Source organism: Salipiger mucosus DSM 16094 (genome assembly GCF_000442255.1).
In the GTDB taxonomy this organism is placed as follows: Bacteria; Pseudomonadota; Alphaproteobacteria; order Rhodobacterales; family Rhodobacteraceae; genus Salipiger; species Salipiger mucosus.
On record NZ_KE557297.1, the window covers coordinates 1 to 22268 of the forward strand.

20 protein-coding genes and 1 pseudogene are annotated in these 22268 nt (G+C 68.5%); 10 read left to right on the forward strand and 11 right to left on the reverse strand.

Translation table 11 applies throughout. The features are described 5' to 3' along the window. From SALMUC_RS27375 to SALMUC_RS27395, 5 genes and pseudogenes are all read left to right on the forward strand, one after another. Nucleotides 1-199 (forward strand): annotated as a pseudogene (locus SALMUC_RS27375) (aldehyde dehydrogenase (NADP(+))); the annotation flags it as partial. Between the two features lie 152 nt (nt 200-351). After that, a complete protein-coding gene (gene kdgD, locus SALMUC_RS27380; protein WP_020038978.1) occupies nt 352-1254 on the forward strand; it encodes a 5-dehydro-4-deoxyglucarate dehydratase in 903 nt (300 codons plus the stop codon). Next, entirely contained in the window at nt 1254-2393 is a 1140-nt protein-coding gene (locus SALMUC_RS27385; RefSeq protein ID WP_020038979.1) for a mandelate racemase/muconate lactonizing enzyme family protein, read from the forward strand. The genes kdgD and SALMUC_RS27385 overlap by 1 nt, the downstream gene beginning before the upstream one ends. Then, nucleotides 2390-3253, forward strand: a complete 864-nt coding sequence (locus tag SALMUC_RS27390) for an amidohydrolase family protein (RefSeq protein ID WP_020038980.1) — start codon at nt 2390-2392, stop codon at nt 3251-3253. The genes SALMUC_RS27385 and SALMUC_RS27390 overlap by 4 nt, the downstream gene beginning before the upstream one ends. A gap of 10 nt (nt 3254-3263) precedes the next feature. After that, nucleotides 3264-3893: an SGNH/GDSL hydrolase family protein gene (locus tag SALMUC_RS27395; RefSeq protein WP_020038981.1), complete on the forward strand. Its 630-nt coding sequence runs from the start codon at nt 3264-3266 to the stop codon at nt 3891-3893. A 159-nt stretch (nt 3894-4052) separates the two neighbouring features. Here the strand turns inward: SALMUC_RS27395 and pglA are convergent, their stop codons facing one another. From pglA to SALMUC_RS27440, 8 genes are all read right to left on the reverse strand, one after another. Continuing rightward, nucleotides 4053-6857, reverse strand: a complete 2805-nt coding sequence (gene pglA / locus SALMUC_RS30800; protein ID WP_020038982.1) for a polygalacturonase PglA — start codon at nt 6855-6857, stop codon at nt 4053-4055. A 62-nt stretch (nt 6858-6919) separates the two neighbouring features. Next, nucleotides 6920-8182 (reverse strand): ABC transporter substrate-binding protein, encoded by a 1263-nt coding sequence (locus SALMUC_RS27410; RefSeq protein WP_020038983.1) that lies wholly within the window; start codon nt 8180-8182, stop codon nt 6920-6922. Nucleotides 8183-8213: 31 nt separating this feature from the next. Next, on the reverse strand, nt 8214-9326 hold the full coding sequence (locus SALMUC_RS27415) for an ABC transporter ATP-binding protein (RefSeq protein WP_020038984.1): 1113 nt from the start codon (nt 9324-9326) through the stop codon (nt 8214-8216). Continuing rightward, nucleotides 9326-9592, reverse strand: coding sequence for an ABC transporter permease family protein (locus SALMUC_RS31950; protein ID WP_021121113.1), 267 nt, complete (start codon nt 9590-9592; stop codon nt 9326-9328). Before SALMUC_RS31950 ends, SALMUC_RS27415 begins: the two co-directional genes overlap by 1 nt. Next, a complete protein-coding gene (locus tag SALMUC_RS31955) occupies nt 9574-10011 on the reverse strand; it encodes a carbohydrate ABC transporter permease (protein WP_021121114.1) in 438 nt (145 codons plus the stop codon). The genes SALMUC_RS31950 and SALMUC_RS31955 overlap by 19 nt, the downstream gene beginning before the upstream one ends. Nucleotides 10012-10256: 245 nt before the next feature. Further along, nucleotides 10257-11138: a carbohydrate ABC transporter permease gene (locus SALMUC_RS27425; protein ID WP_020038986.1), complete on the reverse strand. Its 882-nt coding sequence runs from the start codon at nt 11136-11138 to the stop codon at nt 10257-10259. A 1100-nt stretch (nt 11139-12238) separates the two neighbouring features. Further along, nucleotides 12239-12559 carry a cupin domain-containing protein gene (locus tag SALMUC_RS27435; RefSeq protein ID WP_020038988.1) on the reverse strand — a complete coding sequence of 107 codons (321 nt, stop codon included), beginning with the start codon at nt 12557-12559 and terminating at the stop codon, nt 12239-12241. Between the two features lie 88 nt (nt 12560-12647). Continuing rightward, entirely contained in the window at nt 12648-13388 is a 741-nt protein-coding gene (locus SALMUC_RS27440; RefSeq protein WP_020038989.1) for a FadR/GntR family transcriptional regulator, read from the reverse strand. A 217-nt stretch (nt 13389-13605) separates the two neighbouring features. Between SALMUC_RS27440 and SALMUC_RS27445 the strand changes: the two genes are divergently transcribed. The 4 genes from SALMUC_RS27445 to SALMUC_RS27460 are packed head-to-tail and all read left to right on the forward strand — an operon-like array spanning nt 13606 to nt 17117. Continuing rightward, nucleotides 13606-14628, forward strand: a complete 1023-nt coding sequence (locus tag SALMUC_RS27445) for an ABC transporter permease (RefSeq protein WP_020038990.1) — start codon at nt 13606-13608, stop codon at nt 14626-14628. Beyond that, complete coding sequence (gene nikC, locus SALMUC_RS27450) at nt 14625-15524, forward strand: nickel transporter permease (RefSeq protein WP_020038991.1); 900 nt, start codon at nt 14625-14627, stop codon at nt 15522-15524. The genes SALMUC_RS27445 and nikC overlap by 4 nt, the downstream gene beginning before the upstream one ends. Before the next feature lie 4 nt (nt 15525-15528). Then, a complete protein-coding gene (locus SALMUC_RS27455; protein WP_020038992.1) occupies nt 15529-16374 on the forward strand; it encodes an ABC transporter ATP-binding protein in 846 nt (281 codons plus the stop codon). Continuing rightward, on the forward strand, nt 16371-17117 hold the full coding sequence (locus SALMUC_RS27460) for an ABC transporter ATP-binding protein (protein ID WP_020038993.1): 747 nt from the start codon (nt 16371-16373) through the stop codon (nt 17115-17117). The genes SALMUC_RS27455 and SALMUC_RS27460 overlap by 4 nt, the downstream gene beginning before the upstream one ends. A gap of 322 nt (nt 17118-17439) precedes the next feature. Here the strand turns inward: SALMUC_RS27460 and SALMUC_RS31435 are convergent, their stop codons facing one another. Further along, on the reverse strand, nt 17440-20220 hold the full coding sequence (locus SALMUC_RS31435) for an ABC transporter substrate-binding protein (protein WP_021121117.1): 2781 nt from the start codon (nt 20218-20220) through the stop codon (nt 17440-17442). A gap of 201 nt (nt 20221-20421) precedes the next feature. Here SALMUC_RS31435 and SALMUC_RS27475 point away from each other — a divergent pair, with 201 nt between their 5' ends. Continuing rightward, the gene (locus SALMUC_RS27475; protein WP_020038996.1) at nt 20422-21159 is read left to right on the forward strand and encodes a FadR/GntR family transcriptional regulator; all 738 of its coding nucleotides are present in this window, start codon (nt 20422-20424) and stop codon (nt 21157-21159) included. Between the two features lie 42 nt (nt 21160-21201). Here SALMUC_RS27475 and SALMUC_RS27480 read toward each other — a convergent pair whose 3' ends face one another. Further along, nucleotides 21202-21957 carry an iron ABC transporter ATP-binding protein gene (locus SALMUC_RS27480; protein ID WP_020038997.1) on the reverse strand — a complete coding sequence of 252 codons (756 nt, stop codon included), beginning with the start codon at nt 21955-21957 and terminating at the stop codon, nt 21202-21204. Further along, on the reverse strand, nt 21954-22268 hold a 315-nt coding region (locus SALMUC_RS27485; protein WP_156883677.1), incomplete at its 5' end, for an iron chelate uptake ABC transporter family permease subunit. The genes SALMUC_RS27480 and SALMUC_RS27485, both read right to left, overlap by 4 nt.

Below are 22268 nucleotides of genomic sequence, written 5' to 3' on the forward strand. Positions count from 1 at the left end.
GCGCAAGGCGGGCCGGCTGCTGGTCAACGGCTTCCCGACGGGGGTCGAGGTCTGCGACTCGATGGTCCACGGCGGGCCTTACCCGGCCTCGACCAACTTCGGCGCGACCTCGGTGGGCACGCTGGCGATCCGCCGCTTCCTGCGGCCGGTCTGCTACCAGAACGTCCCCGAGGACCTGCTGCCCGACGACCTCGCGTAAGCCCCTTCCGGGGCGGCCCGAACCCGCCGCCCCGCACTTCTTCTTGTTCCAAATACGCAGGGTGAATTCGCGCCAAAGGCGCGAAGAGGGCGAAGCCCTCCAACACCCCGGACTTCCGACGCAACGTCGCACCCACTCAAAGGACCGCCCAGATGGACCCGCAACAGATCAAGACCGCCCTCGGCTCCGGCCTTCTCTCCTTCCCGGTCACCCCCTTCGACGCGAACAACACCTTCGCCCCCGAGCCCTACAAGGCGCATGTCGAATGGCTCTCGGGTTTCGACGCGCCGGTGCTCTTCGCCGCCGGCGGCACCGGCGAGTTCTTCTCGCTCGCGCCCTCCGAGATCCCGCAGATCGTCAGCGCCGCCAAGGAAGCCGCCGGTGACACGGCCATCGTCTCGGGCTGCGGCTATGGCACCGAGATCGCCGTCGACATCGCGAAGTCGGTGGAAAAGGCCGGCGGCGACGGCATCCTGCTGCTGCCGCACTACCTGATCGACGCCCCGCAGGAGGGCCTCTACCGCCACGTCAAGGCGGTCTGCGAGGCCACCGGCATGGGCGTCATGGTCTACAACCGCGACAACGCCGTGCTGCAGCCCGACACGCTGGCGCGGCTCTGCGACGAATGCCCCAACCTCGTGGGCTTCAAGGACGGCACCGGCGACATCGGCCTGGTGCGGCACGTCACCGCCAAGATGGGCGACCGGCTGACCTACCTCGGCGGCATGCCCACGGCCGAGCTCTTTGCCGAGGCCTATCTCGGCGCGGGCTTCACCACCTACAGCTCGGCGGTCTTCAACTTCGTGCCGGCGCTCGCGAACAAGTTCTACACCGCGCTGCGCGGCGGAGACCGGGCGACCTGCGAGGCGATCCTCAACAGCTTCTTCTACCCCTTCATGGAGCTGCGCGCGCGCCGCAAGGGCTATGCCGTCTCGGCGATCAAGGCCGGGGTGCGGCAGGTGGGCTTCGACGCGGGCCCGGTGCGGCCGCCGCTCGACGACCTGACGGGCGAAGAGGAGGAGATCCTCAAGGACCTGATCGAGGCGCATTCGTGATGCGTATCGCCGAGGTCCGCACCCACCTGCTCGAGCACAGGCTCGACACCGCCTTCGAAAGCGCCTCGATGCGGTTCGACAAGCGCGTCCACCTGCTGGTCGAGGTCATCTGCGAGGACGGCACGACGGGCTGGGGCGAATGTCTCGGCCCGGCCGGGCCCAACGCCGCGACCGTCGCGGCCTATGCGAACTGGCTCAAGGGCATGAACCCGCTCGAGACCGAAAAGGTCTGGGCGACGCTCTACAACGCGCTGCGCGACCAGGGGCAGCGCGGCGTGACCGTGACCGCGCTTTCGGGCATCGACATCGGGCTCTGGGACATCAAGGGCAAGGTGCTGGGCCAGCCGGTCTCGGTCCTGCTGGGCGGGCGCTGGCGCGAGAGCGTGCGCGCCTATGCGACCGGCTCGTTCAAGCGCGACGGCGTCGATCGGGTGGCCGACAATGCCGAGGAATGCGGCGGCCATGCCGCGGCGGGCTTCCACGCGGTCAAGATCAAGATCGGCTTCGGCGTCGAGGAAGACCTGCGCGTGATCGAGGCCGTGCGCGAGGCCATCGGCCCCGAGACGCGCCTGATGATCGACGCCAACCACGGCTACGACGCGATGGAGGCCATCCGCCTCGGCCAGCAGGCGGCGCAGTTCGGTATCGACTGGTTCGAGGAGCCGGTGGTGCCCGAACAGCTCGCGGCCTATCGCCGGGTGCGCGCCGAGCAGCCGATCCCGGTCGCAGGGGGCGAGACATGGCACACCCGCTGGGGCCACGCCGAGCCGCTGGCCACCGGCTGCGTCGACATCATCCAGCCCGACCTCTGCGGCGTCGGCGGCTTCACCGAGATGAAACGCGTGGCGGACCTGTGCACCCTGCACGGGGTGCGCCTGGTGCCGCACGTCTGGGGCACCGCCGTGCAGATCGCGGCCTCGCTGCAGTTCATGGCGGCCATGGTGCCGAACCCGGTGCGCGTGAACCCGATCGAGCCGATCATGGAGTTCGACCGCACGCACAATCCCTTCCGGCAGGCCGTGGTCAAAACCCCCATCGAGCACGATGGCGGCGTGGTGCGCATCCCCGACGCGCCCGGTCTGGGGATCGAGATCGACCGCGAGGCGCTGGCCCGCTTCGCCCCGGCGGAGGCGTCATGATCGAGCGCAAGCTGACCGGCGCCGCGCCCGCGACGCCGATGCCCAAGGGCGCCTGCGACACGCAGATGCACCTGTACCTGCCGGGCTACGCGATGCGCGCCGACGGGGTCGGCGTGCCGCAGGACCCGCTGCCCGATCCGGCGATGTATCGCCGGGTGATGGACTGGCTGGGCCTCGACCGGGTGGTCATCACCCATGGCAACGCGCATGGCGACGACAACGAGAACCTGCTCGCCTGCCTGGCCGAGATGGGCGAGTGCGCGCGCGGCGTGGCGGTGATCCGTCCCGGCACGCCCGCGGCCGAGATCGCGCGGCTTGCCGAGGGCGGCGTGACCGGCGCGCGGATCATGGACCTGCCGGGCGGGGCCGTGGGGCTCGAGGATCTCGAGGCGGTGGATGCCATCGCGGCCGACGCGGGCTGGACCGTGGCGGTGCAGTTCGACGGATCGCACCTGCCCGAGCTCGAGCCGCGCCTGGCGAAGCTGCGGTCGCGCTGGATCCTCGACCATCACGCCAAGATCTTCTCGGGCGCCACGCCCGAGCATGTCGCGGTCATCAAGCGGCTGGTCGACCGGGGCAACTGCTGGTTCAAGTTCGCCGCCTGCTACGAGAGCTCGCGCGCGGGCGGGCCGGACTATCCCGACATCGCCGAGGTGGCGAGGGACGTGGCCCGCCATGCGCCCGAGCGCATCGTCTGGGGCACCAACTGGCCGCACAACATGGCGAAGAGCGCCGAGGACTATCCCGACGACGCCGCGCTGCTGGATCTGGCCATGTCCTGGCTACCGGATGAGCAGGCTCGCCGGCAGGTGCTGGTCGAGACGCCGGAGGCGCTTTTCGGCTTCCCCAAGGCGGTATAGGCTGACCCGCATGAAGACGGTTCTGGCATATGGCGACAGCCTGACCTGGGGGCACGATCCCGAACGGGAGGGGCTGCGCCATGCCCGGGCCGACCGCTGGCCCAGCGTCCTGCAGGCGGGGCTGGGCGAGGACGTTCTCGTGGTGCCTGAGGGGCTCAACGGGCGGACGACCTCGCTCGACGACTGGAGCGCGCCCTGCGACCGCAACGGGGCGCGCAGCCTGCCGGTGGTGCTGGGCACGCAGATGCCGCTGGACCTGGTGGTCGTCATGCTGGGCACCAACGATCTCAAGCCGCGGTTCGGCGCCTCTGCGCATACCGCCTACCAGGGCATGCGGCGGCTGGTGCAGATCGTGCGCAGTTTTCCCTACAAGCCGGTGGAGGCGGTGCCGAAGGTGCTGATCGTTGCGCCGCCGCCCTGCGGGCCCTCGGACAACGGACACGATTCCGACCGGCGCGTGCCGGAGTCGCAGCGGTTCGCCGCGCTCTACGCGCAGCTGGCGGGCGAAGAGGGCACGGGCTTTTTCGACGCGGGCACGGTGGCGCGGCCCTCGCGCGTGGACGGCGTGCATCTGGATGCGGAGAACACCCGCGCGATTGGTGCGGGGCTCGTTTCGCCGGTGCGGGAGCTGCTGGGGTAGGGGGCACCTCGCGCCTCGCCAGCCCCGAAACACCTTGCACCGTGAGGGCCGGTGCCCACCCCTTGCGCCAAAGGCGCACCTTCGGTGCGACGGGGCGGACGGGCGCCGGCCCGATGGGCTACGCGCCATGTTCCCGGGCCGGGATGCCGACGGATCCCCCTAGACCGCTTCCGCCGCGCTGTCCGCCAACACCATTTCGGCCCCGGCCATCATCAGCGGGCCGACCCCCTTGGCATCGTCCGCGACGATGGGTTCGCGCAGGTAGTAGCCCGGCGTCCCGTCGCGATAATTGCCCTCGAAGCCGCCCAGACCCGCGACATGGCAGATCCGCGTGAGCTGCACCCGGCCGTCGATCTCCTCGAGCCGGGTGCCCGCCAGCGCCTCCCAGGCGCGGCGTCCGGCGGGGCCGTAGCCGCCGATGCCCTGCCGGTCGGCCGCCATCAGCGCGTAGGCGAACATCGCCGAGGCCGAGCTTTCCTCGTAGTTCCCGGCAAGGTCCGGCGCGGCCAGCACCTGCGGCCAGAGCCCCGATGCCTGCTGCTGCGCGATCACCGCATCGAGCAGCGCGCGGGTCTCGCCCAGCGGCGCGCGGCCCGGGACCAGCGCTGCGATGTCGACCAGCGCCATCGCGAGCCAGCCCACCGCGCGGCCCCAGACCGCGGGCGACTGCCCGGTCTCGGCATCGGCCCAGTCCTGCGCCCGCGCCGCGTCGTAGCCGTGAACGAACAGCCCCGCCGGCCCGCGCGTCAGCTCCAGCGCGCGGGTCAGCTGCCCGAGCGCGTCATCGATCAACGCCGCATCGCCGGTGCGCTGCGCGTATTCGATCTGGAACGGCAGGCCCATGTAGAGCCCGTCGAGCCAGACCTGCTGCGGGTAGCGTTTCTTGTGCCAGTAGTTGCCGGCCTCGGTCCGCGGATGACACGCGAGTTGCCCCGCGAGATGCCCGGCGGCCTTCATGTAGCGCGCATCGCCGGTGCGGTCGGCGAGGTGGAAGAGGCAACGCCCGGCCAGGATGTGGTCGATGTTGAACTCGTCGGGATCGTAGCCCGAGAGCGTTCCGTCGGAAGCGATCTGCGCATCGGTCAGGCGCTTGAGGTGGTCGAACCAGCGGGTCTCGCCCGTGGCGCGACGGAGCAGGACGAGGCCACGGTAGATGCAGCCGTCCTCGTAGCACCAGCTTCCGCCCTTGTAGTGGCGGTAGCGGGTGGCGAAGGCGTCGAAATAGTCGAAGGCGCGCATGGGGTCTCCGTGGTGATGGCTGGGGGATCTCGGCCCGGATTCAAGCGCGAAGCGCGCCGGGCCAGCGCCCGACCGCCCACCCGGGCGGGCGCTTTTCGATGCAGGGCCTGCCGGCTCGATTGGAGGCATATGGCTGTTGGATAAAGTGCCCGGGTCTCTCCCGGCGGAAGCGCCCACCCGGCGGTCGGGCGCTGGCCCTTCCGAGAGGTCGGGCGACACCTCGTGGTCCGGTGCATCGACCTCGGTATTCTCCGCGAAAATGCCTGCGTGCCGCAGGGCGGCCACGCCGTCGGCCATGAGCGGCGGTTCGGGGTGCGCGCCCGGGTCGTGCGACATCAGCTTGACGCCGTCCAGCAAGATTGGGCCGAAGGGGGCCTCCGCGAGGCCCAGGAAGGCGCCGAGCGCGTGCGAGAGGTTCGAGACGGTGACGCCCGAGACCTCGATCCGGCCGACGCGCGGCGTCAGCTTCGAGACCGGCGCGGGCGCGCGGTCCTGCACCCAGTCGGCATGGCCGTCCGGGTCGCAGAAGTAATGCCCGTTGGCGGTGAAGGCGGTCAGCACGCCGTCCATGACGACATCGCGCATGGTCACCCGGTCCACCGTGCCGCCGCGGCCGCGCCGGGTCTTGATCCGCAAGCCGCGATCGGTGCCGCGCATCTCGCAGGCCTCGACGGTGACGTCCGTGACGCCGCCCGACATCTCGGAGCCGATGACCACGCCGCCGTGGCCGCGCTCCATCAGGCAGTGGCGCACGGCGACGCGGGCGGTGGGACGCAGGTGATCGGCCTCGCCCGAGGCGCCACGCTTGCCGGCCTTGATGGCGATGCAGTCGTCGCCCACCGAGAAATGCGTGCCGAGGATCTCGACGTCCTCGCACATCTCGGGATTGAAGCCGTCGGTGTTGGGGCTGTCGTGCGGCGCCTCGATCCGCAGTGCGGCGGCGGTGAGCCGGGCGCAGCCCTGCGGGTGGATCGTCCAGGAGGGCGCGTTGCGGATGGTGAAGCCGAGCAGCGTCACGTCGCGGCAGTCCACGAGGTGCAGCCCGCGCGGGCGGCGGGCGCCCTCGCGCGTCTCCTTGGGCCAGGTCCACCAGTCGCCCCGGTCGCCGCCGCCGTCCAGCAGGCCCGGCCCGGAGATGGTCAGGCCCTCGGCCTCGACGGCATGCAGGGGCGCGGCGAAACAGGTCTCGGGCAGGCCCTCCCAGGACCCCAGCATCCCCCCGGACGCGCCACGGGCCGGCAGGGTGGGCCAGCCTGCCCGCGACGCGGGAGCCGCAAGAACGGCCCCGGCGGCGAGATGCAGGGTCATGTGACCGCGCAGCGCCACCGGAGAGGCGATATAGTGCCCGGCGGGGACCAGAACAGTGCCGTCATGCGGCACCGCGGCAATCGCGGCCTCGAGGGCGCGGGCGTTGGCGCGCGCGGTCTCGGGCGTGTCGGGTGCATCGGCCAGCGCGCCGTGGTCGCGGATGTCGACCAGCCCGGCGCAGGCGGGTGTCGTGAGATCGAGCGGATCGCAGCCCTCGGCCTCGATCCGGTAGGTCGTGGCGGGGGCGAGATCGTGCAGCGGAAGGATCACGCGGTCGGCCGTGCCCCCGGCCACCGGCACCCCGTCGCGCAGCAGCTGCCAGGGCAGGGCAGGGGAGAGGGCGAAGCGTGCGCCGGGTTGCGGCAGGCAAAGCGCCACCGACCGCGGCGAGCGCGCGGCGAGACGGATCTGGGGCATGGGTCGAACCTTGGGTCTTGGTCAGAACGCGGCCCCGGCGCCGGGCCGGGGCCGCGCGGGGATCAGGCGTCGAAGTCCTCGAGCACGCTGTTGGCCTCGTCGATGATGACCTCGGCCGCGTCCTGGGCGTCGATCATGCCGTAGGAATACTCCTCGAGCGTGTCGATGAAGGCGCCGCGCAGCTCGGGGTGCTCGTTGAAGGGCGAGATCGCAGGGCCGGTGGCCTCCATCGCGATCTCGTGCGCCTTGACGATCTCGGGCTTGACCATGCCGGCCTCGATCAGCCGGTCGGCGGCTGCCTCGGAGGCGGGCAGGCCGCGCGTGTCCTTGAGCGCGTCGATGCCCTCGGGCTCGTTGAGCAGGCAGTTCATGATCTCGGCCGCCGCTTGCTGGTTGTCCGAGTTCTTCGAGATCGCGAAGAGCATCGAGGGCTTTCGGTAGGCGCCATCGGTCACCGCGTCCTCGAAACGGATGTGGGGCGTGCTCTCGAGCACCTCGCCCTCGTTGAGCGGGTCGGAATACTTGAAGTAGGTCGTGTCCCACTCGTAGGAGCCGGCGATCTTGCCCTGCGCCCAGTCCTGCTTCTCGTAGAGGTTCACGTTGCCTTCGCCGGCTTCCTCCTGCTGGGTGCGCACGGCGCCGCTTTCCATCAGGCGGCCGTAGAACTCGATCCCGGCGGCCAGCTCCTCGGGGGTCCAGGCGACGCGGTTGGTCTCGGGGTCGACGAGATCCTTGCCGGTCTTCTGCACCACCGCCAGCGTCACCAGCAGCTGCGCGGTTTCCTTGACGGAGTTGAAGAGGTTGTGGTCCTCGCCCGCCTGCTCGCGCAGCGTCTTGGCGGCCGAGAAGAACTCCTCCCAGGTCGAGGGCATCGGGATGCCGGCCTCTTCCAGCGTGGTGACGTTGAAGAAGAACACGCGGCCCGTGGTCGAGAGCGGCAGGCCGTTGAGCTTGCCCGCCACGGTCACGGGGGCGAGCTGATCCTCGCTCCACTGGCTCAGGTCGATGGTGTCGGAGAGCGTGTTGAGGTCGGCGAAACCCTCGCCGTCCTGCGAGAAGAGCGGCAGCCAGGGCCAGTTGACCTGGATGATGTCGGCCTCGGTCCCGCCGGCCATCTGGGTGGTCAGCTTCTCGAGGTAGCCGTCGAAGCCGGTGAACTCCGGCGAGACGGTGTGGCCGTATTTCTCGCCGCAGACCTTCAGCGCGGCCTGCGTCGCTTCGTGGCGGCTTTCGCCGCCCCACCAGGACATGCGCAGATCGGCGGCCTGGGCCTGGGCGGTCATGGCCAGCGTCAGGCCGAGCGCGGTCGTGAGATGCAGTTTCATGTCGGGGTCTCCTCCTCTGAATATCCCGAGATCAGCCCTGCGCGCGCAGGGAGACGTTGTGACCGCTCTCGCGGTCGAAGATGTGGATGTTCGCCGGTTCCGGCAGCAGCCGGATCATGTCCATCGAGCGATCCATCGCGTCGTAGTCGGCGGCGCTTGCGACCGAGGTCACCTCGCGCCCGTCGAGCAGGGCGTGCAGGTAGACCTCGTGGCCCATGAACTCGACCGAGCGCAGCTGCGCCTGCAGCGCGTCGTTGTCGCCCTCGGCCAGTTTCAGGTGCTGCGGCCGCACGCCGAGCGCGGCCTGCTCGGGGCGCGCGGTCAGCCGCTGCGCGAGCGCCTCGTCGAGGTTGATGACCTGCCCCTCGGTGCGGAACGCCGTGCCGTCGATGCGGCCGTCGATCACGTTCATCTCGGGGCTGCCGATGAAGCCCGCCACGAACAGGTTCTGCGGCCGGTCGTAGAGTTCCTTGGGCGTGGCGACCTGCATGATGTGGCCGTCCTTCATCACGCAGATGCGGTCGCCCATGGTCATCGCCTCGGTCTGGTCGTGGGTGACGTAGACCACGGTCGAGGCCATGCCCTCCTTCTTGAGGCGCTTGTGCAGCTCGGTGATCCGCACCCGCATCGAGGCGCGCAGCTTGGCGTCGAGGTTCGACAGCGGCTCGTCGAAGAGGAACACGTCCGGCTTCTTGATGAGCGCGCGGCCCAGGGCCACCCGCTGCGCCTGCCCGCCGGAGAGCTGCTTGGGCAGCCGGTCGAGCAGCGGCTCGATCTCGAGGATCTTGGCGACCTCCTCGACCGCCTTCTCGGCCTCGGCCTTCTTGGCGCCGCCGATGCGCAGGCCGAAGGCGAGGTTCGTGCGCACCTTCATGTGCGGGTAGAGCGCGTAGTTCTGGAAGACCATCGCGATGCCGCGTTTGCCCGGTTCCAGCGTGTTGACGATGCGCTCGCCGATGCGGACCTCGCCGCCGGTGATGTCCTCGAGCCCCGCGATCATGCGCAGCGTCGTGGACTTGGCGCAGCCGGAGGGGCCCACGAGGACCATGAACTCGCCCTCTTCGACGTCGAGGTTGATCCCGTGCACGGCCTTGAAGCCGCCGCCGTAGACCTTTTCGAGATTGTTGAGTTGAAGACGTGCCATTATCCTTTGATCCCCCCTGCGGAGATGCCCTCGATGAAGTATTTCTGCGCCATGAAGAACACGACGAGCGCGGGCATGATGGTGAGCACCGACATGGCCAGGATGCGGTTCCAGGCGAAGGCTTCGGTGGTGTCGATGGAAAGCTTGAGCGCCAGGCTGACAGGGTACTTGTCGACCGACGAGAGATAGATCAGCGGGCCGAGGAAGTCGTTCATCGTCCACATGAACTGGAACAGGCAGACCGAGATCAGCGCCGGCGCCAGCATGGGCACGACCACGAAGACCAGCGTCTGCCACGAGTTGCAGCCGTCGACCCGCGCGGCCTCGTTCCCATGTCGTCGGGAATGGCCCGCAGGAACTGCACCAGCATGAAGACGAAGAAGGCGTCGCCCGCGGTGGCCGAGGGCACCCAGAGCGGCAGGAAGCTGTCGAGCCAGCCGAGCTCGCGGAACAGGATGTACTGCGGGATGCGCGTGACAACGTTGGGCAGCAGCAGGATCGCGATGACGCTGGCGAAGAAGACCTTCTTCAGCGGAAAGTCGAACCTTGCGAAGCCGTAGGCCACCATGGTGCAGCTTACCGCCGTGCCGATGGTCTTGGGCAGGATGATGAGGAAGGTGTTCCAGAAGAACCGCCCGAAGGTGTAGGGCGTGGAGGTCTCCCACCCCTCGACGTAGCCGTCCATCGTGGGGTTGTTCGGCAGGAAGCCCGGGGTTCGCGAAGATCTCGGCGTTGGTCTTGAACGAGGCGCCCACCAGCCAGACCAGCGGGTAGAGCATCACGAGCCCCACCGTGAACAGGATGACGTAGCGCATGGCGGCCGAGATACGGGCGCGGCGGATCTGCGCGCGGTTGTGACGGCGGGCCTCGGCCAGGGCGTCGGAGCCCGCGGTCATTACATCGGATGCGTTGGAGATGTCCGTCATGGTCTCAGCCCCGCTTGTCGCCGGCGTAGTAGACCCACTTCTTCGAGGACCAGAAGGCCACGAGGGTCAGCGCCATGATGATGATGAAGAGCACCCACGCGATGGCCGAGGCATAGCCCATGTCGAAGCGCTTGAAGGCCTCGTCGTAGATGTAGAGCGGGAGCAGGTAGGTGGACTTGAGCGGCCCGCCCTGGGTGATGATGTAGGGGCCGTTGAACTCCTGGAAGGCCTGGACCATCTGCATGATCAGGTTGAAGAAGATCACCGGCGTGATGAGCGGGATGGTGATGAAGATGAAGCTGTGCAGCTTGCTCGCGCCGTCGATGGCGGCGGCCTCGTAGAGCGACTTGTCGATGCTCTGGAGCGCGGCGAGAAATATCACCATGGCCGAGCCGAACTGCCAGCAGCGCAGCAGCGTGATGGTGAAGAGCGCGTTGGTCGGATCGCCGAACCAGTTCACCGGCTCGCCGCCGAACCAGACGATCACCATGTTCACCAGCCCCTCGGTGGCGAAGATGTAGCGCCACAGCACCGCGATCGCGATCGACCCGCCCAGGATCGAGGGCACGTAGAAGGCGGTGCGGAAGAAGTTGATGAACTTCAGCTTGTAGTTGAGGATGTAGGCGATGAAGAGCGCGAAGGCGAGCTTCAGCGGCACCGTCAGGAAGACGTAGATCAGCGTCACCGAGAGCGAGCGGCGGAACGTCCGGTCGTCGGTGAACAGCTCGATGTAGTTATCCAGCCCCGTCCATGTCGGGGCGTTCATCAGATCGTAGTCCGTGAAGCTCAGCCAGAGCGAGGCGAGAAAGGGAATCGCCGTGAAGACCAGCAGGCCGACGATGTAGGGGCTGAGGTAGGCCAGCCCGAGGGCGCGGCTGCGCGTCATGGCGCACCTCCCCCGACGGGGCGGTTTTTCGGTGTAAGTCTCAATGTCTCCTCCCGAAACTGCGGTGATCTGCACCGGGATCTTGGCGGGTTTGGTGGCGCCGCGGGGCCTCCTCCGGCCGGTCGCGTTGCCTTGGTCGCAGTTGTATGATGAATTGATGACAGATTGGCCATCTCGGATGAATTGACGATCATGGCGAAAAAGATGGACGAAATCGAAGGTGGTGTGCTGTCCCGATTTCCGCCCGGGGCGCTGACGCTGACGCTCACGCGGTCGGTCATCAAGATGCAGCACTCCGCCAGCTGGCGGATCGAAAAGGAAAATCCGGTCGAGGACCTGGTGATCGCGCTGGAAGGCGAGGGGCGCTACCTCATTGACGGCGCGCCGCTGACGCTCGCGGCGGGGGAGGCGATGCTGATCCCGCGCGGCACGCGATTCGTCGGCTGGAACGAGGGGCCGGCACCCTACCTGGGCGTGGCGCAGCACTTCACGCTCGAGGCGCATGGCGCGCAGGATCTCGTGGCGCAGATGGATCTCGCGCCCAAGGTGCGGCTGTCGCGCTGGGATGTGCTGGAGCCGATGATCCGGCATTACCGGCAAAGCGCGCCGCCCACCTCGGTCACGCTGGCGCAGCATCACCTGTTCATGGTGATGCTGCTGGCCTTCATCGACGATGCCTTCCTGGGCTGGCGGCAGGATGCCGCGGCGCCGGTGGACGCGGCGGCGGGGATCGACCTCGCGGTGATGAGGCGGCCTCGCGCATTCCTCGGCGCCGCTCGACGGAGGGCGTCGCACAGCGCGCCGTGGACGAGGCGCCCTACAATCCCGATTACTTCCACCGCGCGTTCCGCGACCGCATCGGCCGCACGCCCCCGGCAGTACCAGGAGTTCTGCCGGATCGAGCGCGCGACGCACCTGCTGGAGTCGGGGCTGACCGTCGCCGGGGCGGCGGCCGAGGTGGGGTTTTCCGACCCCTACTACTTTTTCGCGCTGCTTCAAGCGGGTGCTGGGGCTCAGCCCGCGGGCGCACATGCGCCGGGTGGCGCTGTCACGGGACGGCCAGCTCATGGGGCTGGACGAGCCCGAGCAGGAAGCCGCGCTTACAGGAAGTCGTCGCGACGGGGCGTGAAGCAGTCCACGAGCTGCCCCGGCTCGAGGCAGGTGCAGCCGTGCTCGGCGCCCGAGGGGATGACGAAGCTGTCGCCGGGGCCGACCTCGAAGTCCTCGCCCGAGAGCGTGAAACGGAAGCGGCCGCTTTCCACGTAGGTCGACTGGACGTGCGGATGGCTGTGCAGCGCGCCCTGCGCGCCTTCCTCGAAGCGGAAGGAGACGACCATCAGGTCGGGCGCGTCGGCCAGCACCTGGCGGGTGACGCCCGGATCGGGCGAGACGGCGGGAAACTGTCGGACATGGGTGGTCATGGCGGACCCTTTCGGCGTTTTGGTCATATGATTGACGCCAAGATGTATGACAGGTTGTCCGAGGTCAAGACTGCCCTGCGCCTGTGGCCTATTGCGTGGCGGTGCCGGCGCGCAGCAGGGCGCGGTAGCGCGCCTGGCTGCCCTTGAGATGGCTGCGCATGGCCTCGCGCGCGGCCTCTTCGTCGCCGTCGAGGACGGCGTTGACGATGGCCTCGTGCTCGGTCGCGATGCGGTCGAGATATTCCGGCGGCGCGGGTTCCGCGGGGCTGTCGGTCAGCGCCCGGCGCGGGATCATGTTCGAGCCGATCATCGACAGGAAGTCGCCGAATCGCGGGTTGTTGCTGGCCTCGGCGATGGCGAGATGCAGGGCGAAATCCGCCTCCATCGTCGGCTCCCCGGCGCGCGCGGCCCGGGTGACTTCGCGCAGGGCGCCGATGATCTTCTCTTCCTGCGCGGGCGATCTGCGCTGCGCGGCCAGCGCGGCGGCTTCGCCCTCGACCGCGGTGCGCAGCTCCAGCAGCTCGATCATCGAGGAGAGCCGCACGAAGTCGATGTTCTGGAAGGGCAGGTCCACCGGCGCGGGCGGGTCCAGCACGAAGACCCCGGCGCCCTGCCGCGGCGCGACCAGGCCGTCGGCCCGCAGCGAGGCCACGGCCTCGCGGATCACGGTGCGGCTGACCTCGAAGTCGCGGGTGAGCTGCGCCTCGCTGGGCAGGCGGCTGCCCGGCGGATAGGTGCCGGCGACGATCTGCCCGCGCAGCGCATCGCGCACCCGCTCGACGAGCGTGCGCCCGGGTGCGGTCGTTTCCGTTTTCCGGGTCGTGTCCATGTGGCCTTGGTCCGAGTCTTCATACAAGATGGGTCAAATCAGTATGACATGCGCGAATCCGCATGTCCACGGCGGCAGCCTGCCCCTGACGGTGTCCAGAGTGGCTACCCCACCTTGTGGACTGACCAGACGATGCTTGACAAGCGCAAACCTGTATAACAAATTGTGAGATGTGTATGACTGAAAGGGCGGCCAATCCGGCCGCAGGGAGGGGACAATGCGGCTCGACAGGCGACGCCTGAACGGTGTGGCCGAACACGGGATCTCGATTCTGGTGACCCTGTTCGGCCTGCTGATCCTGACCTTCGTGATCGGGCGCATCATGCCCACCGATCCGGTCCGCGCCATCGTCGGCGAGGACGCGACGCGCGAGGTCTACGAGAACGTCTATCGGCAGCTGGGACTGGACAAGCCCATGTGGCAGCAGTTCCTGCTGTACCTGCGCGACGTGGCGACATTCGACTTCGGCACCTCGATCCGCACCGGCCAGCCGGTGCTGAGCGACATCGCGAGGGTGCTGCCGGCGACGATCGAGCTGGCGACCTTCGCCATCGTGATCGGGGCGGGCCTGGGCGCGCCGCTGGGCGTGATCGCGGCGGTGAACAAGGACAAGTGGCAGGACCAGCTGATTCGCGTGATCAGCCTCATGGGCCACTCGATGCCGATCTTCTGGACCGGGATGATCGCGCTGCTGATCTTCTACGCGGGCCTCGGCTGGGTCGGCGGATCCGGACGGATGAGCCAGTTCTACATCGGCATGGTGCCCGAGCGGACGAACTTCCTGCTGATCGACAGTGCCATCGCCGGGCAGTGGGACGTGTTCCGCAGCGCGCTGAACCACATCATCCTGCCGGCCTCGCTGCTGGGGTATTCCTCGTCCGCCTACATCACGCGGATGACGCGCAGCTTCATGCTGGACCAGATCAACCAGGAATACATCACCACCGCCCGCGTGAAGGGCCTGAGCCGCCGCCAGACCATCTGGCGCCACGCCTTCGGGAACATCCGCGTGCAGCTGGTGACCATCGTGGCGCTGGCCTACGGCGCGCTGCTGGAGGGCGCGGTGCTGATCGAGACGGTCTTCGCCTGGCCCGGCTTCGGACAGTACCTGACCTCGAACCTGATGATCGGCGACATGAACGCGGTGATGACCTGCGTGCTGATCGTCGGCGTGATCTTCATCGGGCTGAACATCCTGTCCGACATCCTTTACCGCGTATTCGACCCGAGGACGAGATGAGCATGACCCGCGACATTCCCGCCGCCAAACCGCGCCGGATGCCCCAGGGCCTGATCGCCGCGCGCAACATCCTGGCCTTTCTCGCCAAGGCGCCGACCTCGCTCTTCGGGCTGGTGGTGCTGGCGCTGCTGATCGGCCTCGCGGTCTTCGCGCCGCTGATCGCGACGCACGATCCCTACATCCAGGACCTGCAGAATACGCTGCAGCCGCCCTCGGGCGCGCATTTCTTCGGCACGGACGAGCTGGGACGGGACATCTTTTCCCGCCTCGTGCACGGCTCGCGGATCACGCTGACGATCATCTTCCTCGTGACCATCGTGGTCGGGCCCATCGGGCTGATCTTCGGCACGGTCTCGGGCTATTTCGGGGGCAAGGTCGATACCGTGCTGATGCGGATCACCGACATCTTCCTGTCCTTCCCCTCGTTGATCCTGTCGATGGCCTTCGTCGCGGCTCTGGGGCCGAGCCTCAACAACGCGATCATCGCCATCTCACTGACCGCATGGCCGCCTATCGCGCGGCTCGCACGGGCCGAGACGCTGACCTTCCGAAAGGCCGACTACATCGCGGCGGCGCGGCTGCAGGGGGCCTCGGCGGCGCGGATCATCTGGCGCTCCATCGTGCCGATGTGCCTGCCCTCGGTGCTGATCCGTCTGACGCTGAACATGGCGACGGTGATCCTGACCGCCGCGGGCCTCGGCTTTCTCGGGCTCGGCGCGCAGCCGCCGCTGCCGGAGTGGGGCGCGATGATCGCGACCGGGCGGCGCTACATGATCGACAGTTGGTGGCTGGTGACCTTTCCCGGTCTCGCCATCCTCAGCGTGAGCCTGGCCTTCAACCTGCTGGGCGACGGGCTGCGCGACGCGCTCGACCCGAAACAGATGAACCGGAGGTGAGCCGATGGAGAACGTTCTCGACGTCAGGAACCTGACCATCCGCTACCGTGGCGCGGCCGAGCCCGCCGTGCGCGACGTGAGCTTCACGCTGGGCCGCGAGCGGCTGGGCATCGTGGGCGAGTCGGGCTCGGGCAAGTCCACCGTCGGCCGCGCGATGCTCAAGCTGCTGGACACCGCCGAGGTGACGGCCGACCGCATGAGCTTCGAGGAGGTCGATCTTCTGCGCGCGCCGGAAAGGCAGATGCTGGACCTGCGCGGGCGGCGGATGTCGATGATCCTGCAGGACCCCAAGTTCTCGCTGAACCCGATCCAGCGCTGCGGCCACCAGATCGCCGAAGGCTACCGGAGGCACGTCAAGTGCACCAAGGCCGAGGCACGCCGGAAGGCGATCGAGATGCTGGAACAGGTGCACATCCGCGACCCCGAGCGGGTCTACGATCTGTATCCGCACGAGGTTTCGGGCGGCATGGGGCAACGCGTGATGATCGCGATGATGCTGCTCACCGACCCGGACCTGGTGATCGCGGACGAGCCGACCTCGGCGCTGGACGTGACGGTGCGGCTGCAGGTGCTGCGCATCCTCGACGGGCTGGTGCGCGACCGGGGCATCGGGCTGGTGATGATCAGCCACGACCTCAACCTCGTGCGCAGCTTCTGCGACCGGGTGCTCATCATGTATGCCGGCCGGCTGGTCGAGACGCTGGACGCGCGCGATCTCGACAACGCGAAACATCCCTACACCCGCGGGCTGCTCGCGGCGCAGCCGCGCATCGGCGGGCCGCGCGGCGATCTGCCCGTGCTCGACCGGCAGGACAGCTGGCTGCAACCGCATCAGGAGGTGACGGCATGAAATCGGTCTCCATCCGCGACCTGTCGGTGTCGTTCGGCGCCGTGCAGGTGCTGCACGACGTGAGCTTCGACGTGACGCCGGGCGAGTGCTTCGGCCTCGTGGGCGAAAGCGGCTCGGGCAAGTCGACCATCCTGCGCTGCGCCTCGCGGCTCACCGACGGCTGGGACGGGGAGGTGCGCATCGGCGATGCCTCGGTGCGCGAGATGCCGGTGCGCGAGCGTTGCCGCACGCTGCAGATGGTCTTCCAGGACCCCTACGGCTCGCTGCACCCGCGCCATTCCATTCGCGGCGCGCTGGAAGAGGGGCTGCGCGTCAACGGCATTTCCGACCGCGAGGAGCGTATGGCGCAGGCGATGCGCGACGTGGGCCTGCCGGTCTCGTTCCTCGACCGCTACCCGCACCAGCTGTCCGGCGGCCAGCGCCAGCGGGTCGCCATCGCGCGGGCGCTGATCCTCGAGCCGGACGTGCTGTTCCTCGACGAGCCGACCTCGGCGCTCGACGTCTCGGTGCAGGCCGAGGTGCTGAACCTGCTGGTGCGGCTGCAGCGCGAGAAGGGCTTCACCTACCTGATGGTGAGCCACGATCTCGCGGTGGTCGACCACATGTGCGACCGCTTCGCGATCATGCAGCACGGCCGCATCGTCGAGGTGCTGGACCGCGAGGCCATCACCCGTGGCGGCGCGACGCAGCCCTATGCCAAGGAGCTGATCGCGGCGAGCCTCGAATACGAGACGGCCATCTGACGCCGTCGATATTGCCGGGCGGGCTGCCGATGGTGCAGGCTGCCCGGCATGACCGACACCCCCCCTACAAGAGACCGATCCATCCGCAGACGCCCGGGCGCGCGCCTGGGCGCGCGAGAACGACGAGGCCATTGCGCAGCGCCGGGAGTGGGTCGCGCGGCGCGGTGCGCCGCTTGCCGCATGGCAGGTGCTTGAGCACGACTGACCGGCTCTAGGGCCGCCCGTTGGATGCGATGCGCTCTTCCGCTGCACCCTGAAATGACAAAGGGCGCGGATGCCGAAGCACCCGCGCCCTCAAGGGTCCGCCCGTCAGGGAGTAAGATCAGCGGTCCTTGGTCACGTCCTCGAAGCGCGAGACCCAGGGGTCGATGACCACGCCGCTCACGTCGTCCTGGTAGGCAGCGGTCACGACCCGCTCGGAGAAGGGCTGGATCGAGGTCACCTTGTCGTCGATCATGCGCTGGATCTCCTCGTACATGGCGACCTGTTCGGCCTCGTCACGTTCGACCAGCGCGGATTCGATCAGCTCGTTCAGCTCCTCGTCCTGGTAGGAGGTGCGCCAGCCCTGGTAGTTGGTCAGGCCCGCGTCCTTGGAGTTGTCGGGGTTGTAGATCAGCGCCCGCAGGTTGCTGTCGGGGTGGGGCTGCTGCCCTCCGCCGCCGCGGCCGACGAGGATCTCGAAGTTGCGGTCGCGCATGGCGCCGTAGATCTGCCCGCCGTCGCCGGTGATGATCTCGGCGTCGATGCCGGCCTGGGCCAGCGTGCCCTGGATCGCCGTCGCGCTGTCGAGGAACTGCTGGGTCGAGATCACGCGGATGGTGGTCTCGAAGCCGTCGGGATAGCCCGCCTCGGCCAGCAGCGCCTTGGCTTTCTCGACATCGAGCGAATAGCCCGGATCCTCCAGCGCGGCGAAGGCCGAGGAGTTCACCGGCCGCTGCCGCTGCACGCCGAAATAGGGCATGATCGCGCCGTTGATGCCCTCGTAGTCGATGAGATGGCGCAGCGCCTCGCGCACCTTGGGATCGGCGTAGCGCTCGTCCTCCATCGACACGGCGAGGTAGTAGAAGCCGGCCGAGGGCACCGTGGTCACGCTGATGTCCTCGTTCTCTTCCAGCGCCTTGAGGTCGGGCGCGGCGAGGGTGAAGCCCACGTCGATGTCACCCTGCTCGAGGCCCAGCCGCTGGGTCTGGCTTTCCGGCAGGTGGCGCATCAGCACGCGCGCCATGTCCGGGACGTCTTCCCAGTACTGCTCGTTGCGCGACAGGATGACGAACTCGTTGGCGCGCCACTGGTTCAGCGTGAAGGCGCTGGAGCCGGCCGAGTTGTTGGTGAGCCAGGACTGGCCCATGTCGTCGCCCGCGTTCTCCTTGACCAGCTCGCTGTCGAGGATCGACCCGACACCGGCCTGGCTGAGGTACATCAGGATCAGCTTGGGGTCGTCTTCCTGCGGAATGTTGAGCGTGAAGGTGTGCTCGTCCTCGACCACGAAAAGCTCGTCCGCCGCCTCGGCGGTGAAGCCGCGGCTCTTGAGGCCCGAGGACTGCGCGAGGTTCAGGTCGAGGTTACGCTTGAACGAGAACTTCACGTCCTCGGCCGTCACCGGGTTGCCCGAGGCGAAGACCGCGTCGGGGCGCAGCGTGAAGGTGACCGAGCGGTTGTCGTCGGCGATCTCCCAGCTTTCCGCGAGACGCGGGACCAGCGTCTTGTCCTCGGGGTCGAGCGAGATGAGGCTGTCGTAGATGTTGTTGAGGATCTGGACCGCCTCGCCGCCGGTGATCGCCGCGGGGTCCATGGTCAGCACGTTGTTCATGTTGAACGCCACGATCAGCTGATCTTCCGGCGTCTCCGCGATGGCCGGGGCCGTGCCCGCCATCATCACCGCCACCGCGGCGCTTGCGAGTAGATGTCTCATGTCTCCTCCCTGAGTTCTGGTGACATCCTTGCCGCGCAGCCTCATGCCACGCGGTTGTTCTCGATGTGGTCGAAGTCGATGTCCTCGCCGAGACCGGGCCGGTCGGGCACGTGCACGTAGCCCTCGGCGTCCATCGGGTCGGACAGCGATTTCAGGTAATCCAGCCCGTCGTCGTACTCGAGGAACGGGTGGCAGCAGGCCCCGTTCGTACCAGCGGCAGTTCTTCGTGGCGGCGACGACCTGCAGGTTCATGGCGGTGTTGCCGTGCACCTCGCAATTCATGCCGAAGGCCTCGGCCATGTGCATGGTCTTGAGCGCGGGGGTGATGCCGCCCACGTCGTTGACGCCGGTCCGCAGGATGTCGCAGGCGCCGGCCTTGACCCACTCGGCGCGCTGCCAGTGCTTGCCGGCAGCGCTTTCGGGGCCGAGCACGGGGATGTCGAGCTGGTCGGCCATCCACTGGTAGGAGGACATGGACTGCTCGTCCATCGGCTCCTCGATCCAGTCGAAGCCCAGCTTCTCGAGGCCGCGTCCCAGCGCCAGCGCATCGGTGCGCGAATACCAGTGGAAGGCGTCGATCATCAGCGAGATGTCCGGTCCCACGGCCTCGCGCACGGCGGCGCAGGCCTTGAGGTCCATCTTCACGTCGGGCGCCCAGCTGACGGGAGGCATCCAGGTGTGCAGCTTGATGCCCTTGTAGCCGCGGGCGACCAATGCCTCGGCGAAGCGGCCGTAGTCGTCGGCCGTGGCCAGCCCGCCCTCGATCTCGTCGCCGCACATGGTCGAGCCGTAGGCCAGCACCTTGTCGCGGTAGCCGCCGATCAGCTTGTAGACCGGCTGGTTCAGCACCCGGCCGGCCAGGTCCCAGAGCGCGCAGTCGACCACGGCGAGCGTGCGGTCGGTGAGCTGCGCCGCCGAGCCGCGCTGCCAGTGCGCGAGGTCCTGCCACAGCCGCTCGCGGTCGCGGTGGTCCTGTCCGATGAGCACCTTCTTGACGTACTTGTCCAGCACGTGGGGGCGCATGACCTCGGGCGGGGCAAAGCTGTGGCCCTCGTGGCCGTCCTCGGTCCGGATGGTGAGAATGCCCTGCACCACCTCGTGCTCCGGGCCCGGATGGGCGTGGCCGGCGCTGTCGGAATGGCGCCGGGTGGTGTGCCTGAAGCTGCGCGCAAAGACGTCGGTGATGATCACGGCGGTCTGTCCTCCCTGCCGCCGCGTCCTTCGCGCGCCGGCCTTCAAAATCTGTATGACAAGATGTATTACAGATTTTTGCGACAGGTCAACACGAATTCGTCAATGTCGCCGCGGCAGCCCGTAACCGCTTGGGCTGGACGGGCACTTGCGCTTTCCGTTATCACTTGAACCTGTGTAACAACCGGGAGGTAAAGCCCCGTGGGCGGAAGCAGTACAGCCGAAAACGGCCTCACGCCGGCGCGGACGCGAGTCTCGGTCATCGCCGACGAATTGCGTCGCGGGATCGAGCAGGGCGATTTCGCCCCGGGCGATCGCCTGCCCAGCGAATCGGAACTCACGCGGCGCCATTCGGTCAGCCGCACGGTGGTGCGCGAGGCCTTCGCGCGGCTGCGCTCCGAGGGGCTGATCGAGACGCGCAAGGGCTCGGGCGTCTACGCGCTCGACCCGGCCAAGGCGGGGCGGCAGCCCTTCTCGGACCTCGACACCGAACGACTGTCGGGAGTGATCGAGCTTTTCGAGCTGCGCTCGGCCTTCGAGATCCGCGCGGCGGCGCTGGCGGCGATGCGGCGCTCGGGGGCGCAGATCGACAGGATCGTGAAGGCGAACGAGGACGTAGCGAAATGCTTCGACCGGGGGGAGTCGACCCGCGAGGCGGATTTCGCCTTTCACTACGCCATCGCCGAGGCCTCGCAGAACAAGCGTTTTCCGGAATTCCTTTCGCTGATACGCCCGGGCCTAGTGCCACGGGTCGAGCTGGAGGCGGGCAGCGGCACGCCGCGCGCCTACGTGCCGAACCCGGATCTCGTGACCGAGCACGACCGCATCATCGACGCGATCATCGCGGGTGATGCCGATGCCGCCGAGGCGGCGATGAAGGCGCATCTCGAAGGCAGCCTGGAACGCTACCGGGACCTGCTGCGCGGCGCGCGCGAGTAGGGGCCGGCCCGGGATCAAGGCACCCGGTTCCGCCGGGCCAGCCTACCGCGTCACGACCACCGGGCGGCCGCCATGTTCCAGCACCTCGAAGGGCGTGTCGAAGACCGCGCCCAGCGTCCCGGGTGTGAGCAGCGCCGACGCGCTGTCGTGCGCCTCGACCCGGCCGTCCTTCATGGCGACGATGCGGTCGGCCCAGCCTGCCGCCGCGTTGATGTCGTGCAGCACGATCACGATGCTGCGCGAGCCGTCCCGCGACAGGTGATGCAGCCGGGCCATCAGGTCGCGTGCATGGCGCGGGTCGAGCGCGTTCAGCGGCTCGTCCAGCAGCACCCAGGGCGTGTCCTGCGCATGGGTCATGGCGATGAAGGCGCGCTGCCGTTGCCCGCCCGACAGCGTGTCGAGCGGACGGTCGGCAAGCTCTTCGAGCGCGAAATCCGCGAGCGCCCGGGCGACCTGCTCCCGGTCCTCGGGGCCGGGCCGGCCCTGGTGGTGCGGCCAGCGGCCGAAGCTCACCAGCTCCTGCACGCGCAGGCGGCTGACCACCGTGGGCGATTGCTGCAGCAGGGCGACGCGCCGCGCGCGGTCGCGGGCCGGGGCGGTCATCGGGTCGAGTCCGTCGATCGTGACCCGCCCGGAAGGCCCGGGCAGGAGGCCCGCGATGCAGTGCAGCAGCGTCGACTTGCCCGCGCCGTTGGGGCCGATCAGCGCGGTGATGCCCCCGGGTTCCAGCCGCAGCGAGACGTCCCGCAGGATCTCGGTGTCGCCCGCGCGGTAGCCCAGGTCGGTGATCTCGATCATGCCCGGCGCCTCCGCAGCACGAGGAAGAGGAAGAGCAGCCCGCCGAAGAACTCGACCACCACCGGCAGGGCCGACTGGCTCGAGAGCAGGCGCTCGAAGACGAATTGCCCGGCGACGAGGATCACCGCGCCGACGAGCGCCGCCGCCGGGATCAGCACCGCGTGGCGGTGGGTGTCGACGAGATGCCGGGCGAGGCTTGCGGCGAGCAGGCCGAAGAAGGTGATCGGTCCGACCAGCGCCGTGGAGACCGCGATCATCGCGGCGACCAGTGCCAGCGCGATGCGCACCATCCGGTCGTGATCCAGCCCCAG

What these genes read in the sequence shown, in the direction of transcription:
- kdgD (WP_020038978.1), top strand. Translation starts at nt 352, where the DNA reads ATGGACCCGCAACAGATCAAGACCGCCCTCGGCTCCGGCCTTCTCTCC.
- SALMUC_RS27385 (WP_020038979.1), top strand. Translation starts at nt 1,254, where the DNA reads ATGCGTATCGCCGAGGTCCGCACCCACCTGCTCGAGCACAGGCTCGAC.
- SALMUC_RS27390 (WP_020038980.1), top strand. Translation starts at nt 2,390, where the DNA reads ATGATCGAGCGCAAGCTGACCGGCGCCGCGCCCGCGACGCCGATGCCC.
- SALMUC_RS27395 (WP_020038981.1), top strand. Translation starts at nt 3,264, where the DNA reads ATGAAGACGGTTCTGGCATATGGCGACAGCCTGACCTGGGGGCACGAT.
- pglA (WP_020038982.1), bottom strand. Translation starts at nt 6,857, where the DNA reads ATGCCCCAGATCCGTCTCGCCGCGCGCTCGCCGCGGTCGGTGGCGCTT.
- SALMUC_RS27410 (WP_020038983.1), bottom strand. Translation starts at nt 8,182, where the DNA reads ATGAAACTGCATCTCACGACCGCGCTCGGCCTGACGCTGGCCATGACC.
- SALMUC_RS27415 (WP_020038984.1), bottom strand. Translation starts at nt 9,326, where the DNA reads ATGGCACGTCTTCAACTCAACAATCTCGAAAAGGTCTACGGCGGCGGC.
- SALMUC_RS31950 (WP_021121113.1), bottom strand. Translation starts at nt 9,592, where the DNA reads ATGCTGGCGCCGGCGCTGATCTCGGTCTGCCTGTTCCAGTTCATGTGG.
- SALMUC_RS31955 (WP_021121114.1), bottom strand. Translation starts at nt 10,011, where the DNA reads ATGGACGGCTACGTCGAGGGGTGGGAGACCTCCACGCCCTACACCTTC.
- SALMUC_RS27425 (WP_020038986.1), bottom strand. Translation starts at nt 11,138, where the DNA reads ATGACGCGCAGCCGCGCCCTCGGGCTGGCCTACCTCAGCCCCTACATC.
- SALMUC_RS27435 (WP_020038988.1), bottom strand. Translation starts at nt 12,559, where the DNA reads ATGACCACCCATGTCCGACAGTTTCCCGCCGTCTCGCCCGATCCGGGC.
- SALMUC_RS27440 (WP_020038989.1), bottom strand. Translation starts at nt 13,388, where the DNA reads ATGGACACGACCCGGAAAACGGAAACGACCGCACCCGGGCGCACGCTC.
- SALMUC_RS27445 (WP_020038990.1), top strand. Translation starts at nt 13,606, where the DNA reads ATGCGGCTCGACAGGCGACGCCTGAACGGTGTGGCCGAACACGGGATC.
- nikC (WP_020038991.1), top strand. Translation starts at nt 14,625, where the DNA reads ATGAGCATGACCCGCGACATTCCCGCCGCCAAACCGCGCCGGATGCCC.
- SALMUC_RS27455 (WP_020038992.1), top strand. Translation starts at nt 15,529, where the DNA reads ATGGAGAACGTTCTCGACGTCAGGAACCTGACCATCCGCTACCGTGGC.
- SALMUC_RS27460 (WP_020038993.1), top strand. Translation starts at nt 16,371, where the DNA reads ATGAAATCGGTCTCCATCCGCGACCTGTCGGTGTCGTTCGGCGCCGTG.
- SALMUC_RS27480 (WP_020038997.1), bottom strand. Translation starts at nt 21,957, where the DNA reads ATGATCGAGATCACCGACCTGGGCTACCGCGCGGGCGACACCGAGATC.